This window comes from Pseudomonas fluorescens, from assembly GCF_000802965.1.
Lineage (GTDB): Bacteria > Pseudomonadota > Gammaproteobacteria > Pseudomonadales > Pseudomonadaceae > Aquipseudomonas > Aquipseudomonas fluorescens_A.
In genome coordinates this window covers 127,868-141,863 of sequence record NZ_JSAK01000002.1, presented here as the reverse complement: position 1 = coordinate 141,863, position 13,996 = coordinate 127,868, and the positions used below count along the sequence as shown (strand labels likewise).

Annotated in this window: 13 protein-coding genes and 1 pseudogene; 9 read left to right on the top strand and 5 right to left on the bottom strand. The window is 56.9% G+C overall.

Annotation, left to right across the window (positions count from 1 at the left end; genetic code table 11):
- Nucleotides 1-131: 131 nt before the first annotated feature.
- On the top strand, nucleotides 132-1,388 hold the full coding sequence (locus NL64_RS02240) for a gallate dioxygenase (protein WP_034146527.1): 1,257 nt from the start codon (nucleotides 132-134) through the stop codon (nucleotides 1,386-1,388).
- Between the two features lie 53 nt (nucleotides 1,389-1,441).
- Here the strand turns inward: NL64_RS02240 and NL64_RS02235 are convergent, their stop codons facing one another.
- On the bottom strand, nucleotides 1,442-2,644 hold the full coding sequence (locus tag NL64_RS02235; RefSeq protein WP_034146526.1) for a LysR family transcriptional regulator: 1,203 nt from the start codon (nucleotides 2,642-2,644) through the stop codon (nucleotides 1,442-1,444).
- Nucleotides 2,645-2,774: 130 nt separating this feature from the next.
- Here NL64_RS02235 and galB point away from each other — a divergent pair, with 130 nt between their 5' ends.
- From galB to NL64_RS02210, 8 genes and pseudogenes are all read left to right on the top strand, one after another.
- Nucleotides 2,775-3,515: a 4-oxalmesaconate hydratase gene (gene galB, locus NL64_RS02230; protein WP_034146525.1), complete on the top strand. Its 741-nt coding sequence runs from the start codon at nucleotides 2,775-2,777 to the stop codon at nucleotides 3,513-3,515.
- Nucleotides 3,512-4,225, top strand: a complete 714-nt coding sequence (locus NL64_RS02225) for a 4-carboxy-4-hydroxy-2-oxoadipate aldolase/oxaloacetate decarboxylase (RefSeq protein ID WP_034146524.1) — start codon at nucleotides 3,512-3,514, stop codon at nucleotides 4,223-4,225. Before galB ends, NL64_RS02225 begins: the two co-directional genes overlap by 4 nt.
- Nucleotides 4,226-4,227: 2 nt before the next feature.
- Nucleotides 4,228-5,301 carry a 4-oxalomesaconate tautomerase gene (locus NL64_RS02220; protein ID WP_034146523.1) on the top strand — a complete coding sequence of 358 codons (1,074 nt, stop codon included), beginning with the start codon at nucleotides 4,228-4,230 and terminating at the stop codon, nucleotides 5,299-5,301.
- A gap of 133 nt (nucleotides 5,302-5,434) precedes the next feature.
- Nucleotides 5,435-6,634: a formaldehyde dehydrogenase, glutathione-independent gene (fdhA, locus tag NL64_RS02215; protein WP_034146522.1), complete on the top strand. Its 1,200-nt coding sequence runs from the start codon at nucleotides 5,435-5,437 to the stop codon at nucleotides 6,632-6,634.
- Between the two features lie 111 nt (nucleotides 6,635-6,745).
- A complete protein-coding gene (locus tag NL64_RS29300; RefSeq protein WP_080757839.1) occupies nucleotides 6,746-7,117 on the top strand; it encodes a MarR family transcriptional regulator in 372 nt (123 codons plus the stop codon).
- Nucleotides 7,102-7,278, top strand: a complete 177-nt coding sequence (locus NL64_RS30940) for a carbohydrate porin (protein ID WP_080757837.1) — start codon at nucleotides 7,102-7,104, stop codon at nucleotides 7,276-7,278. Before NL64_RS29300 ends, NL64_RS30940 begins: the two co-directional genes overlap by 16 nt.
- Nucleotides 7,279-7,288: 10 nt before the next feature.
- Nucleotides 7,289-7,414: pseudogene (locus NL64_RS30935) on the top strand (carbohydrate porin); the annotation flags it as partial.
- A 102-nt stretch (nucleotides 7,415-7,516) separates the two neighbouring features.
- Nucleotides 7,517-8,725 (top strand): LysR family transcriptional regulator, encoded by a 1,209-nt coding sequence (locus NL64_RS02210; protein WP_034146521.1) that lies wholly within the window; start codon nucleotides 7,517-7,519, stop codon nucleotides 8,723-8,725.
- A 4-nt stretch (nucleotides 8,726-8,729) separates the two neighbouring features.
- On the opposite strand, the gene NL64_RS02205 is transcribed toward NL64_RS02210, so the two are convergent.
- From NL64_RS02205 to NL64_RS02190, 4 genes are read right to left on the bottom strand one after another with little or no spacing between them, the layout of a single operon-like run.
- Nucleotides 8,730-10,073, bottom strand: coding sequence for an MFS transporter (locus tag NL64_RS02205; RefSeq protein ID WP_034146520.1), 1,344 nt, complete (start codon nucleotides 10,071-10,073; stop codon nucleotides 8,730-8,732).
- Nucleotides 10,074-10,112: 39 nt separating this feature from the next.
- On the bottom strand, nucleotides 10,113-11,534 hold the full coding sequence (locus tag NL64_RS02200) for an alginate export family protein (protein ID WP_080757833.1): 1,422 nt from the start codon (nucleotides 11,532-11,534) through the stop codon (nucleotides 10,113-10,115).
- 57 nt (nucleotides 11,535-11,591) lie between these two features.
- A complete protein-coding gene (locus NL64_RS02195) occupies nucleotides 11,592-12,536 on the bottom strand; it encodes a PDR/VanB family oxidoreductase (RefSeq protein WP_034146519.1) in 945 nt (314 codons plus the stop codon).
- Between the two features lie 14 nt (nucleotides 12,537-12,550).
- Entirely contained in the window at nucleotides 12,551-13,648 is a 1,098-nt protein-coding gene (locus tag NL64_RS02190) for an aromatic ring-hydroxylating dioxygenase subunit alpha (protein ID WP_052321193.1), read from the bottom strand.
- Nucleotides 13,649-13,996 lie beyond the last annotated feature (348 nt).

Here is a 13,996-nt window from a genome sequence, read left to right as displayed (position 1 = left end):
AAGATTAGACAGACGATTTTCGGCCCGGCTTCACCTATGCTCGGCCTATTCCCCCTGTGAAGGGGCGATGGTGTTGTGTAGGGCGTGGCCCTGCGGGCATCCATTCATTCTGTCGTCCTGGAGACGTATAAATGGCACGCATCATCGGCGGTCTCGCCGTTTCCCATACTCCGACCATTGGCTTTGCAGTGGATCATGACAAGCAAAGCGAGGCGGCCTGGGCGCCGATCTTCGCCAGCTTCGAGCCGATCAAGTCCTGGCTCGCGCATAACAAGCCGGACGTGCTTTTCTACATCTTCAACGACCACGTCACATCGTTCTTCTTTGACCACTATTCAGCATTTGCTCTCGGTGTTGATGATCACTACGACGTGGCGGATGAGGGTGGAGGTAAGCGAGATTTGCCGGCGATCGGCGGTCATGCAGCGCTTTCTCGACACATCGGCCAAAGCCTTATGGCGGATGAGTTCGACATGTCGTTCTTCCGTGACAAGCCTATCGACCATGGGCTGTTTTCTCCCATGTCGGCTTTGATGCCATTCAAAGATGGCTGGCCGGTTGAGGTTGTGCCGTTGCAAGTGGGTGTTCTGCAGTTCCCGATCCCGACTGCTCGTCGCTGTTACAACCTTGGCAAAGCACTGCGTCGCGCCATTGAAAGTTATCCGGAAGATCTGAGCGTGGCGATTGTTGCGACCGGTGGGGTATCTCATCAGGTTCATGGTGAACGTTGTGGTTTCAACAATCCCGAATGGGATCATCAGTTTCTCGATCTGTTCGTGAATGATCCTGAGCGACTCACGGAAATCACATTGGCCGAGTACGCGACCCTTGGAGGTATGGAAGGCTCCGAAGTCATCACTTGGCTGATCATGCGCGGTGCGTTGTCAGCGAACGTGACCAAGCTTCATCAGGACTACTACCTGCCCTCGATGACCGGTATCGCAACCCTGTTGCTGGAGAACCAATCTCGCGAGATCCCGGTCGACGCCCAAGAGCGCCATCGCCAGAAAATGCACCACCAACTTGCAGGAATCGAGCTACTAGAGGGTACGTATCCATTCACGCTTGAGCGTAGCCACAAGGGCTATCGATTGAATCGTTTCCTTCATCAGTTGATTCAACCAGATTGGCGCAAGCGCTTCCTTGAAACGCCCGAAGAGCTGTTTGATGAGCACAAGTTGACAGCTGAGGAGCGCCGGCTCGTCAGCGATCGCAACTGGCAAGGACTCATTCAGTACGGCGCGATTTTCTTCTTGCTGGAGAAGCTCGGGGCGGTGGTTGGTGTGTCCAACCTTCATATCTACTCAGCTATGAAGGGCATGACGCTGGAGGAGTTCCAGAAGACGCGGAACCAGCAAGTTATCTATTCTGTCGCCGGCAAGCAGTAATGCTCGCACTTTGAAGTTGAAGCCGTGAAGGGGGCCAGCACGCCACGATCGTGCTAGCACCTTTCACGGGGCTTTTTCGTGATTGACCGGATGGCTTCCATCACCGCGATAGCCGCCGGTGAGGGCAAACTGTTGGTTCGGTAGATCAGACCAATCGGGCGTGACGTGTCTTCTAGCCCAAGTGGCAAAATTTGTAATTCGCCGCTGGCAATCTCATGTTCCAGTTGGTGCGCCGACACGACAGCCAACATGTCAGAGTGCAGCAGCAAGCCACGGATAATCGCCAAATCACCTGTCTCTACGACAGGCACTGGTGAGGGGAATCCAAACGCTCTGAAATGCGTATCTAGCAACACCCGGGCTGGTGTGTCGGCTCTGGGAAAAATCCAATTTGCCCCGTCGAAATCTTCCATACCCTCGAAAGCTGACATCAACGGGTGTCCTTTGCGAACCAGGACCACCATTTCCTCAGTGACTAGCTCTTCACTCTGAAGGTCTGTTGCGTAGTCGCTGTCCCGAAGCGCTCCGAACACAAAGTCGATATCCCCGGCACGCAGTTCAGTTGCCAGCATACTGAAGGGGCTTTCATTAGTTGCAACACGTATGCCGGGATGTCTTGCGAGCACCTTGATGATTGCCTGCGGCAGGATGCGCGTACGCCCGAGTGGCAGTGCTCCCACCATTACAGATCCCTGCACCGCACCAGTGATGGCCGCGACATCTGCATCCAGGCGTCGTAAATCATTCAAAGCCCGACGAATCGGGTAGAGGATTTCCTGGCTCGCCTGAGTCGGCTGCAGTCCTCGGCTGGAGCGTTCGAACAGTGCTCTTCCTACTCCGCTTTCCAGCACTTTCAACGCCGCACTTATAGCGGGTTGAGTCAGACCGAATGCTTTCGCAACTGTCTGCATATGGTGGGTCTCACACAGCTTGACGAAAATCTCCAGACGCTTGCTTTGCAGCAGGTATACAGGCTCGTGCCCGGTGCGCCCCAAGAGAGCTGGAATGGAGTCAAGCTCAGCAAGGATTCTCTGGGCGCGAGGCAAAATGGCCTTGCCGTGAGGAGTCATGAGCATGCCGCTTGGGCGGCGCTCGAACAGCGGAGCACCCAGGCGATCTTCAAGCTCATGAAGCGAGCGAGTGATCACGGATTGCGCCCGCAGTAATACTTCGCAGGCTCTGGAAATGCTTCCTTGCTCGGCCACACGCACAAAAGCGCGGATATGCATGAGTGCTGGCAATGCGCGTGCTTCCATGAACATTTCCCTGAATACGAGCCGTTGGCGTGGCTCGATAAACAAAAAGTATACCAGCCTTAGCTCTAGGTATTATTCCGGCGGGATCACGCATGACAGCATCGCTCCAACGTCAAGCAGGAGTCTTTGCATGAACAGCACCCTAGCAAAAAACGCATTGGTAGTCAGCGCTCACTCTGCCGATTTCGTCTGGCGCGCCGGCGGCGCCATCGCATTGCATGCGGCTCAGGGGTATGGCGTCCATATCGTCTGCCTGTCGTTCGGCGAGCGTGGAGAGTCCGCCAAGTTGTGGCGCAAGGGCGCCGAAATGACCGAGTCCAAGGTCAAGGCTGCACGCCGCGAAGAAGCCCAAGCGGCTGCCGACATTATTGGTGCCACCGTTGAGTTCTTCGACATCGGCGACTATCCGATGCGTGCCGACAAGGAAACGCTTTTCCGCCTTGCCGACGTCTTCCGACGGGTGCAGCCGGAGTTCGTCCTCAGCCACTCACTAAAAGACCCTTACAACTACGATCACCCGCTGGCGATCCATTTGACCCAAGAAGCTCGCATCATCGCTCAGGCAGAGGGCTATAAGCCCGGTGAGAAGATCGTCGGCGCGCCACCAGTCTATAGTTTCGAGCCCCATCAGCCCGAGCAATGCGAGTGGAAGCCGGATGTGTTGCTGGACATCACCGAGGTCTGGGACAAGAAGTACGCCGCCATTCAGTGCATGGCCGGCCAGGAGCACCTCTGGGAATACTACACACGTGTAGCGCTGCAGCGTGGTGTGCAGGCCAAGCGAAACATCGGGATTACGTCGAAGAAGAACATTGTGTACGGGGAAGGCTACCAAAGTATCTTTCCACGCGTGACGGAGAACCTGGGATGAGCCTCATCGGTAGAAATGGAGTTGTCGTTCGAAACATTCTGCGAGGAGATGCAGAACTCATCGCCGAGCTTAAGCAGTACGGCGTAGCTACTGTGCATGAAGCGCAAGGACGAAAAGGCCTGCTCGCATCTTCCATTCGACCGATCCAGCAGGATTTCGCACTCAGCGGTTCAGCGGTGACCGTGCTAGTCGCACCGGGCGACAACTGGATGTTTCATGTGGCGGTTGAGCAATGCCAACCTGGCGACATCCTTGTGGTCGCGCCGAGTTCGCTTTGCACCGACGGTTTTTTTGGTGATCTGCTGGCTACGTCCCTCAAGGCACGCGGCGTTCATGGCCTGATACTGGACGCCGGTGTTCGCGATACTCATACGCTGCGCGAAATGGGCTTTGCTGTCTGGTCGCGTGCTGTTCACGCGCAAGGCACCATCAAGGAAACCCTGGGCTCGGTCAATATTCCGATCATCTGCGCCGGGCAGTTGGTTAACCCGGGAGACGTGGTGCTGGCGGATGATGACGGAGTCGTCATTGTGCGTCGTGCAGAGCTGCTTGGCGTGGTAGACGCGAGCCGCAAGCGTGCCGATCTCGAAGAGCAGAAACGTCTTCGCCTGGCCTCCGGCGAGTTGGGGCTGGATATCTACAGCATGCGTGAGCGTTTGGTGGAGAAGGGCCTGAAGTACTACGACAGTCTCGACGAGTTGGAGGGGTGAGCATGCCGCAGACCCGTATTCCATGCATGATGATGCGCGGCGGAACGTCGAAAGGCGCCTACTTCCTGGCAGACGACCTGCCTGATGATCCTGTGTCGCGTGACCGCGTTCTCCTGGCGGCGATGGGCTCCCCCGACGCTAGGCAAATCGATGGGATCGGCGGAGCCGTTTCGTTGACGAGCAAAGTCGCAATTATTCGCGCTTCCTCGCGTCCGGGTATCGATGTGGACTATCTGTTCGCGCAGGTGGTGGTTGACGAGCCTCGGGTGGATTACGGTCAGAACTGCGGCAACATTCTGGCTGGAGTGGGGCCATTTGCGCTTGAACGTAAGCTGATCCCCGTGCAAGCAGGTGTCACATCTGTGCGCATCTATATGGAGAACACAGGTCAGACGGCGACTGCCTTGGTGCAGACACCGGATGGCGTGGTTAGCTATGACGGTGATGCACAGATTGATGGTGTGCCAGGTAGCTCGGCGCCTGTGATTGTACGGTTTGATGATATCGCCGGATCCAGCTGTGGTTCGCTGCTGCCAACGAGCAACGTGCTGGACCGTTTCGACGGGGTCGAGGTGACCTGCATCGATAACGGCATGCCGGTCGTTTTGCTTCGGGCCGAGGACTTTGGGCTCAGTGGCCAGGAGTCCCGAGACGAGCTCAACAACAACGTTGAGCTGAGACGTCGCTTGGAATCCATTCGCCTGCAGGCCGGTCCGAGGATGAATCTGGGTGATGTCACACACCGGACTGTGCCCAAAATGAGCCTGATCTCTGCGCCTGCCTTAGACGGTTCCATCAATAGCCGCACTTTTATCCCGCATACCTGCCACGCCTCAATTGGCGTATTTGGAGCCGTGAGCGTTGCGACAGCATGCCTGATCCACGGATCAGTCGCGCAGCCTTTGGCTCGCATCCCGTCCTCGGACTTGCTGGAGCTGTCCGTTGAGCACCCGACCGGTGAGTTCACTGTAGAAATGCAGCTCAGCCAGGGATCGATCGTTGGCTGTGGACTTCTACGAACCGCTCGGTTGCTCTTCGACGGGATGGTGTGCATCCAAAGCCCGCACAGTATCTGACGTTTACGCCACCTTGTGGGGCGGTCGTGCCTGTCATTCAGGATTTTCAGCGGAAAGCGACCAGAGCGATACGGCGCATCGCCGAAAAAGTTATGCGTCATTGAGCGAATAAAACAAACCAGTGAGGTAAAAAATGTCCGGTAATCGTGGTGTGGTCTATCTTGGCTCGGGAAAGGTCGAGGTACAGAAAATCGACTATCCGAAAATGCAGGATCCGCGCGGTCGCAAGATCGAGCATGGTGTGATTCTGCGTGTGGTATCCACCAACATCTGTGGCTCCGATCAGCACATGGTCCGTGGCCGCACCACGGCTCAGGTCGGCCTGGTGCTGGGTCATGAGATCACCGGTGAAGTGATCGAAAAAGGCCGCGACGTTGAAAGCCTTAAGATTGGTGATCTGGTCTCTGTTCCGTTCAACGTTGCTTGCGGTCGCTGCCGGTCCTGCAAGGAGCAGCACACTGGCGTCTGCCTGACCGTTAACCCGGCCCGCGCCGGTGGTGCCTACGGCTATGTCGACATGGGCGACTGGACCGGTGGCCAGGCCGAGTACGTGCTAGTGCCATATGCGGACTTCAACCTGCTCAAACTGCCGGATCGCGACAAGGCCATGGCCAAGATTCGCGACCTGACCTGTCTTTCCGATATTCTGCCAACCGGTTATCACGGAGCGGTAACTGCCGGAGTCGGACCTGGCAGTTCTGTTTATATCGCCGGTGCGGGCCCTGTCGGTCTGGCTGCAGCCGCTTCGGCACGTCTGCTAGGCGCCGCGGTGGTCATCGTAGGGGACGTCAATCCCGTACGCCTGGCGCATGCCAAAGCACAGGGCTTTGAAATCGCCGATCTGTCGAAAGACACTCCGTTGCACGAGCACATCGCTGCGCTGCTGGGCGAGCCGGAAGTTGATTGCGCCGTCGACGCGGTCGGTTTCGAGGCCCGGGGGCACGGTCATGCTGGCGCCCAAGCCGAAGCGCCGGCCACCGTGCTCAACTCGCTGATGGGAGTGGTGCGGGTGGCTGGCAAGATCGGTATTCCCGGACTGTACGTGACCGAAGATCCGGGCGCTGTCGACGCTGCTGCCAAGCTTGGGAGTCTGAGCATCCGCTTCGGCCTGGGCTGGGCCAAGTCCCACAGCTTCCACACCGGCCAGACGCCGGTGATGAAGTACAACCGTGCCCTGATGCAAGCCATCATGTGGGACCGCATCAATATCGCCGAAGTGGTGGGCGTGCAGGTCATCAGCCTGGACGACGCACCACGCGGCTACGGTGAGTTCGATGCCGGCGTTCCGAAGAAATTCGTGATCGACCCCCACAAGCTGTTCAGCGCGGCGTAACCTTCACCGCCTGAAAGCTTCATTAGCGGGCGGTTCGCATTGCCGCCCGTTGTTTCGCTCATTCGTCATCCCTACTATAAGTCGCGCCCCAATTTCTGAATGAGCCTGTGAATGAACGACGATTCCGCCTCAGATCCCAGTCCTGTTTCACGAACGGGGAGCGTGGAATTAGTGCTCGCAGTTCTGCGCATTCAAGGTGCCTGCTCCCAGGCTAACCTGGCTCGCAAGACCTCGCTGTCGAAAGGCACCATCAACAACGTAGTTAAAAAACTGCTTGCTGATGGCCTGATCAGTGTTCAGCAGAAAAACAAAAAAGAAGCGCTTCTGGAGTCAGGGCGGCGAACCTCTCCATCGCAGCGGGCGGTACGGCGTTTACTTCACCGCGCAGCAGCAACTGACCAGGCACGGCTGAAAAAGGACTCAGTGCAACTTTCAACGTCGCCGTCGCCGATAAGGACACGTCCTACATGGATCATCAGATGACCTTCACGATCCAATACAAAGGCGTGTTCGATCGACCCTCTGATTTCGTCGGTTTGTGTATCGGAGCAACTCACGGAAATCCTCGCTTTGCTGCGTACCAACGCGACTACAACGAAATGAATCCCGATGCCCCCGGTAAGGGTTTTCAACGGCTAGTATGAGACCGAGGCTTTCTACAATTGGTCGCCAATGCCCGGCGTAAACCTGCGGCCGAATCTGCAGTGGATCATCCACCCCAGTGGTTCCGATCGAGGTTCTGCACTGGTATTAGGTCTGAACACGCTGATACTGTTCTAGAATCAGTTTGCTCATGCAGGTAGGCCTGCCATCGCCCTCGTGTAAATGGCAGGCAACCGGTTTTCAAATACTCCTGTACCTACTGCTCCAACTCGGTTGCTCATGCATAAACCTGATCTCTCGGATCCGCCTAGCCTTTTGCATCTGCGCACTCTTGTCCGCGTCGCCGACTACGGGACGTTGGCCAGCGCCGCAAAAAAAATGCTGCGGGCAGCGTCTGTCGTCCATGACGGCATCCGTGAGCTCGAACGGCAGTTGGGAGTGCGCTTGATCGAACGCACTCCCGACAAATTCACCCTCACCGTCGAGGGGAGGTGCGTGTTAATCCGGGCTAGGCGAATACTGGCGGAGCTCGCCGTATTGCCGGCAATGCTTGACCAACCTCCAGTGACTGTTCACGAGCAGTTGTACCTGCTCAATGTCAGACGTCTGTCGGCATTTGTGGAGCTATGTAGACTGAAGAACATGGGGCGGGTTGCGAAAGCGATGGACATCTCACAGCCTGCTGTCAGCAGCATGGTCAAAGCGCTGGAGGCGGGCACCAATAAGGTGCTGTTCGAGCGTCGCTCCAGAGGGGTACATCCGACCGATATCGCGCTGGCAATACTGCCCGCGATCCGCCGTGCGTTGAACGAACTGACACATATACAGCCGGATCTTGCAGCATTGGCAGGAGAGGTTCGCGGCATGGTTCGTATCGGCGCGCTGCCATTAAGTCGTACACGCATCGTTCCAGAAGCCATCGCCGACCTGTTGGCACAACATCCTCATGTGCAGGTAAAAACGTCAGAAGGCAGTTTCGAGCAGCTTCAGTCAGACCTGCGGTCCGGGGATCTGGACTTTGTACTAGGTGCGTTGCGCCTGGGCGGCAGCAATGATCTGGTCAGCGAGACGCTGATTGAAGAAAACTTAATTGTGCTCGTCAGATCAGGTCATCCGTTCATAGGGCACTCATCCAATCTCGAATCATTGATCGATCAGCAATGGATAATGCCCAGAGCCATGAGCCCGGCGCGGTTATTGATTGATCGGTGCTTTCGAGAAGTCGGTTTGCCAGTGCCAACGCCGGCAGTTGAATCGGGTGATATGGCGATCATTCGAGGACTTCTCGCACGTACGGATATGCTGGCAATCGTGTCGAGCCATCAGTTCGAGACTGATATCGCGAGCGGTGAGGTTGTCGCCCTTAATGTCAGGCTTGAGCAGACCAGAAGAGCGATTGGCCTGATGACCCGACGTCAATGCCTGCATACGCCGCCGGCTGCCGCGCTGATCGCATCGATACGCGCGGTAGCGGCGAAGATCCCGTGAGCGATCAATGTTCCATCGAGAGGGCAGCGCGAGTGGTTGCTGGCTTGGGGCCTGAAGCCAGGGCGATCGCAGCGAGGATCGCCGGCACGCCCAAGACTGCAAAGATCAGGTTCATCGACAGACCAAGACTAAGCAGCGTACCGCCGATCATCGAGCCTGCGATACCGCCAAACCGGCCCATCCCCAACATCCAGCTCACGCCAGTTGCGCGGAATGCGGTGGGATACTGGCTCGGGGCATAAGCGTTCAGGCCGGTCTGCGCTCCATTGATACAGAAACCTGCCAGCAACACGAACACCCCAAGCAAGCTGCTATCCACGGCCATCAAGCCGATGGTGAAAACGCACGCAGCACCGCCGATATAGGCTGAGGCAATGATTTTTTTGGGGTTGACACGGTCCATGGCGTATCCCACCAGCAGAATGCCAGCCAGACCACCGAGTTGAAAAAGCGCAGTGATCATGGCCGCGCGCTCGATTGGCAAACCTGCCTCTTTGATCAGCGTAGGCAGCCAGCCTGTGAGCAGATAGATCACCAGAAGCCCCATGAAGTAGGTGCTCCACAGGCTCAGAGTAATGCGCAGAAATCCTGACCCGAACAGCGCTGCAACACCTTTCTTTACGGCCTGCTCAGGTGCGTGGCTGTTGAGAACGAATTGGGTCGAACCGTCAAACGCTGCGCCTAATGGACGAAGTGCCTGGGCAATGCGCTCTGAAGACTCCCCCTTGCTGACCATGAATTCCACAGATTCTGGCAGTGAGCGCCACAGCACTGGCACGAGAACCAATGGCATCACGCCGCCTAGGGTCAACAGTGAGGTCCAGCCCCAGTGTGGCAACATCCACGCAGATACGAATCCGCCCATCGCCGAACCAAGTCCGAACCCCATGAACATTAGGGTGACCAGCGTGCCACGCAAGCGTGCAGGAATGAACTCTGACAGTAGTGTGGTGCAGTTGGGCATAGCCGCGCCGAGTCCCAGACCAGTGAGGAAGCGCAGCGTAGCGAGTTGCACTGGCGTCTGCGCGAACCCGCTCAATAGGCTGAATAATCCGAATGTCACGACTGAAGCGATCAGTACACGACGGCGACCGATACGATCCGAGTAAGGCCCGGATACCAATGCACCGACGGCAAGTCCCACCATGGCAGATGCCATGATCGGTCCAAATGCGGCTTTGGAAATGGCCCATTCCTGCAGGATGGCCGGGGCAATGAACCCCATGATGGCAGCGTCAAATCCGTCCAGGGCGACGATGCAGAAGCACATGAACAATATGCCCCACTGATAGCGCGTCATAGGGCGTGAGTCGATCCACTGGCGAATGTCCACGGTTGGCGTTGTCATGGCGGTACTCTCTATTGTTGTTATTCAAAGGCGAACTGATTAGAAGCGCAATGTTGGTCGTACGCTGACGAAGTGCATGCTCTTGCCACCTACCTCTGTCAGGGCACTGCTGACGTCGAAATATTCCCAGTCCAAGTCGACGGTCAGATTGCGAGTGGGAAGCCACCGAATGTATGTCTTGTAAATTGTGCCCACGCGACTCCCTGATGCGCCTGCGGTGCCGGGTGCCAGTCCCATACCGGTGAAATAAACGCCATCGTTGGTGCTCTGCCGCCATGCACCGTACACGGCGGGCTCAATACGCAATGACGGTGTGGGAGAAAAGGCGAACTGAGGACCAACCACGATCAGGTTGGAAAGCGTGGTCACACCTGCTTCACCGTAGTAGCCGTTTTTGCCATACAGAGGGTCGAACGTTCCCACCCGGTTATCACCCCGTCCGCTGTCGCCGCTGGCAACGTCAGTCCGCAGGCCAAGCCGAGGCTTCCATGCAGTGTCCCAGGTGTATCCACTACTCCCGGCCACGGCCCATGCTTGGATATCGGCGTCCCCGAGGTGTCCGAACTGACCGGCTACATCCCACGTCCAGTCGAAGTAACCGGCCTTGCCGAATATGCGTGTGCCAGCGGTATAGCGCACTTCGTCGCCGCTAACGCCTGCAAGGCTGCGGTTCTTGGTTTCCAAATCCAGCGCGTACGCATCGAAATTCCAGGTTTTGGTGAAGTTGAACGTGCTGTAGACGCCTGCAAAAACGATGTCATCGCTGGACTCATCATCGAACGACTTGAGGCCGTAGGCTACTGGGCGAAGCGCGAAGGCGTCGATGCGATAGCCACTGGGCGTTTTCAACATCAGCTTGAAACCGTCGAGGTTGAGCCGGAGGTTGGGCGCATCGCGGTCGCTGATCAGCACTTGGTTGCCATAGATCAATTCTTGGCGACCGACACGAGTTGTTAGCTTGTAGCCGCCTGGCAGGGCAGCGTTCCAGTCAACGAACAACTGGCTGATTTCAGTCTCGCTCTGGTCGTTCGGGGAGAAAATGGCTTTTCGCCACGAACGGGTGTCCTGTAACTGGGTGAAAACTCTCAACTGGTCATTAAACAGGTGTACGTCTGAATGCAACTGCAGACGCTGCTGGAGGTAGCTGTTGGAGTCCACACCACGCAGGCCAAAAAATGGTTCCTGAATGCTGTCGGCACGATAGCGTACCTCTCCACCAAATTGAGCCCAGTTGCCGTCACCAAAGGGCACATACCGAATGGGGTCAAAAGGATCGGTTCGCTTGGTCGGATCTTGCAGAAAGCTGTAATTTTCAGCTGGCCGTCCTATGCCAGGACGTAGAGGTCTTGCGTTCTGAACGTCGGGGGGAGCCAACACATCGTCCGCGTACGCGCAGCCGTAAGTGGACAGCCAAGCGCACACGCCCGCTGCGAATGCACGCGCAGTTATTTTTTTGTTCATAGTCCTGTCTTTTTGTTTTTGTCAGGCTGATGTGAGTGGCCGGCGAACCGGCCGGCTTTAAAGATTTAGAACGAGACGGGGCGTCTTCGCCCGGGAGCAACACGGCGTGAATTGATCGTTCAGTGCACGTTGCGCGGCAGTGAAAAAACTATCCCGGTGTTCCGGAATACCGCCGAGCACGTGGGTTACGCAGGTTCCGCAAACACCTTGCTCGCACGAAACGGGGACTTCGATGCCAGCGTCGTAGAGCACGTCAATGACCGTTTGATCGGCTTCGACCCGTAGCACTTCCCCAGAGCTGGCAATTTCGATTTCGAAGGCGTCACCGGGCGCAAGCGCTTCCGCCGAGGCGCTGAAATACTCGCGGTGCAGTTGCTCTTCAGGCCAGCCAGCCTCGCGCGCGGTATTGAGGATGAAGTCCATGTAACCACCTGGACCGCAGACGTACAGGTGAGTACCTGGTTGAGGATTTGCCAGCACTGCCTTGGCATCCAGTGGCTGTTCATCATCGAAACAAAGGGTGACTTGGTCTGAGAATTCGCTGCTATGCAAACGCTCTACAAAAGCAGCACGGCTGCGGGTTCTAACCGAGTAAAACAAGTCGAAAGGTGCGCCTGCGAGGCTGAGTCGCTCCGCCATGCACAGGATTGGCGTGATGCCGATACCCCCAGCGAACAGTAACGAGTGCTGTGCACTGGCTTCCAGCGGGAACAGATTGCGCGGTTCGCTGATCTGTAGGCGATGACCCTCCTGGATGACATCGTGCATATGCAGGGAGCCGCCGCGAGATGCTGGCTCTTTCAGCACTGCGATCTGATAACGGTGCGTCTCTTTGACGCTATTGCAGAGGGAGTACTGTCGAATAAGTTTCTCCCCCAGATAGACATCGATATGCGAGCCGGCACTGAATGCCGGCAGCGGTTGGCCATCTTCACGGCTGAGTTCGAAGCTGCAGATGCCTTCGGCTTCTGTTTGCTTACGGCCCACAATAACTTCAATCATGGCTGTACTCCCCGTCACTGCTCTTTCACCGGAATACCGTTTTCCAGCTGCGAAAGACGCAGCAGGGTCCGACGGCACATGATGCCCGGACGGTCGGGTGCAAAGCTGAGCTCTTCTACGGCGCCAGGCTCGCGGTCGAGCAGCTCCTGAATCCAGGTCAGAGCTTCCACGTCTTCCTGATACGCCGCGCGATGGCTGTCGAGGACGTACTGGTCGATATCGTCATCAACGTGATGGAAGTTACGGCTGTTGAACCACCAGTAATGCAGGGTGTTCTGGGTCTCTGGGGTGAATGCGTGCGTGATGTTGACTAGGTACTCCTCGGCCTCACCTTCGCGTGGTTCCAGATTCACGATTTTGGCATGTGCGATGTGGATCGCCGGTGACTCGAAGCGGGCATCAGAGAAACGGTCAACGGCACGGCCTTCAAGCTTCATGGGAACCGCGTAAACCGGTGGCGGCGGAGAGTTCTTTAGCGCTCGTAGGATGATGACCTTATCGCCTTCGGCACGCACGTCGAGATCCGAACGGACATAGGCAGGGGTGCCGATACCGGTTTTCGCATGCAGGATCGAGAAGTGAGTCTGGTCCAGCAGGTTCTCGTGCATCGCCACATAGTTGGTGTGGAACTGGAAATCGCCGCCGAGGGTTTTCCATTCCGGATGGGCGAACCAGTGAGTATCCGGCACCAGATCTGGAGACGCTTTTTCACGGTCACCCATCCACACCCAGATGAAAGGAGCGCGCTCGATCACCGGATAGCTGGCGACGCAGGCATGACTTGGTGGGTTTGGCAGTGCGGGCATGCCGACGCATTGTCCGGACGGAGCGTAAACCATGCCGTGATAACCACAGATAACGTCGTCACCGTCCAGACGACCCTTGCTCAGGGGGAAGGAGCGGTGTGCGCAGCGGTTGTTGAGGATAACCGGAACACCTGCTTCAGTGCGGTACATCACCACTGAGGTATCCAACAGCCGACGTTCTAATAGATGGCGACCGACCTCATGGCTGAGGCCGGCGACATACCAGCAGTTCTTGATCAGAGGGGTGCGATGGTCGGCCATCGCCTGGCCGCGGGCGCGCGCTGGCCGAGGAGTGGATTGCAGCATGGGGGCTAATCTCCGCTTTTTTTTATATGGCCTCGAGGGGCCTAACTGTCGGGAGTAACTTATCGCCTGGCCCCAATGCTGTCGCGGCGGTTAAGTTGATACCGGAATCGGTTTTGTTTATGGATAGCTGCTTCGCCATAGAGTTGAGTGCGAAGCGAGGTCGGTGCTTTCCCTGCCACCGCATTGTCAAGACGAAAGCATTAATCCAGCTACGCATGCCATAACATGGGATGTACGAATGGAGGTTGAGATGAGAAGGAAAACACTGATTAATCAGCGTGCCCGCGCAACGCCTGCGGCGCCTACGATGCGACCACGGCTTTGCGGTGATGACCATGTGGGAAGTTC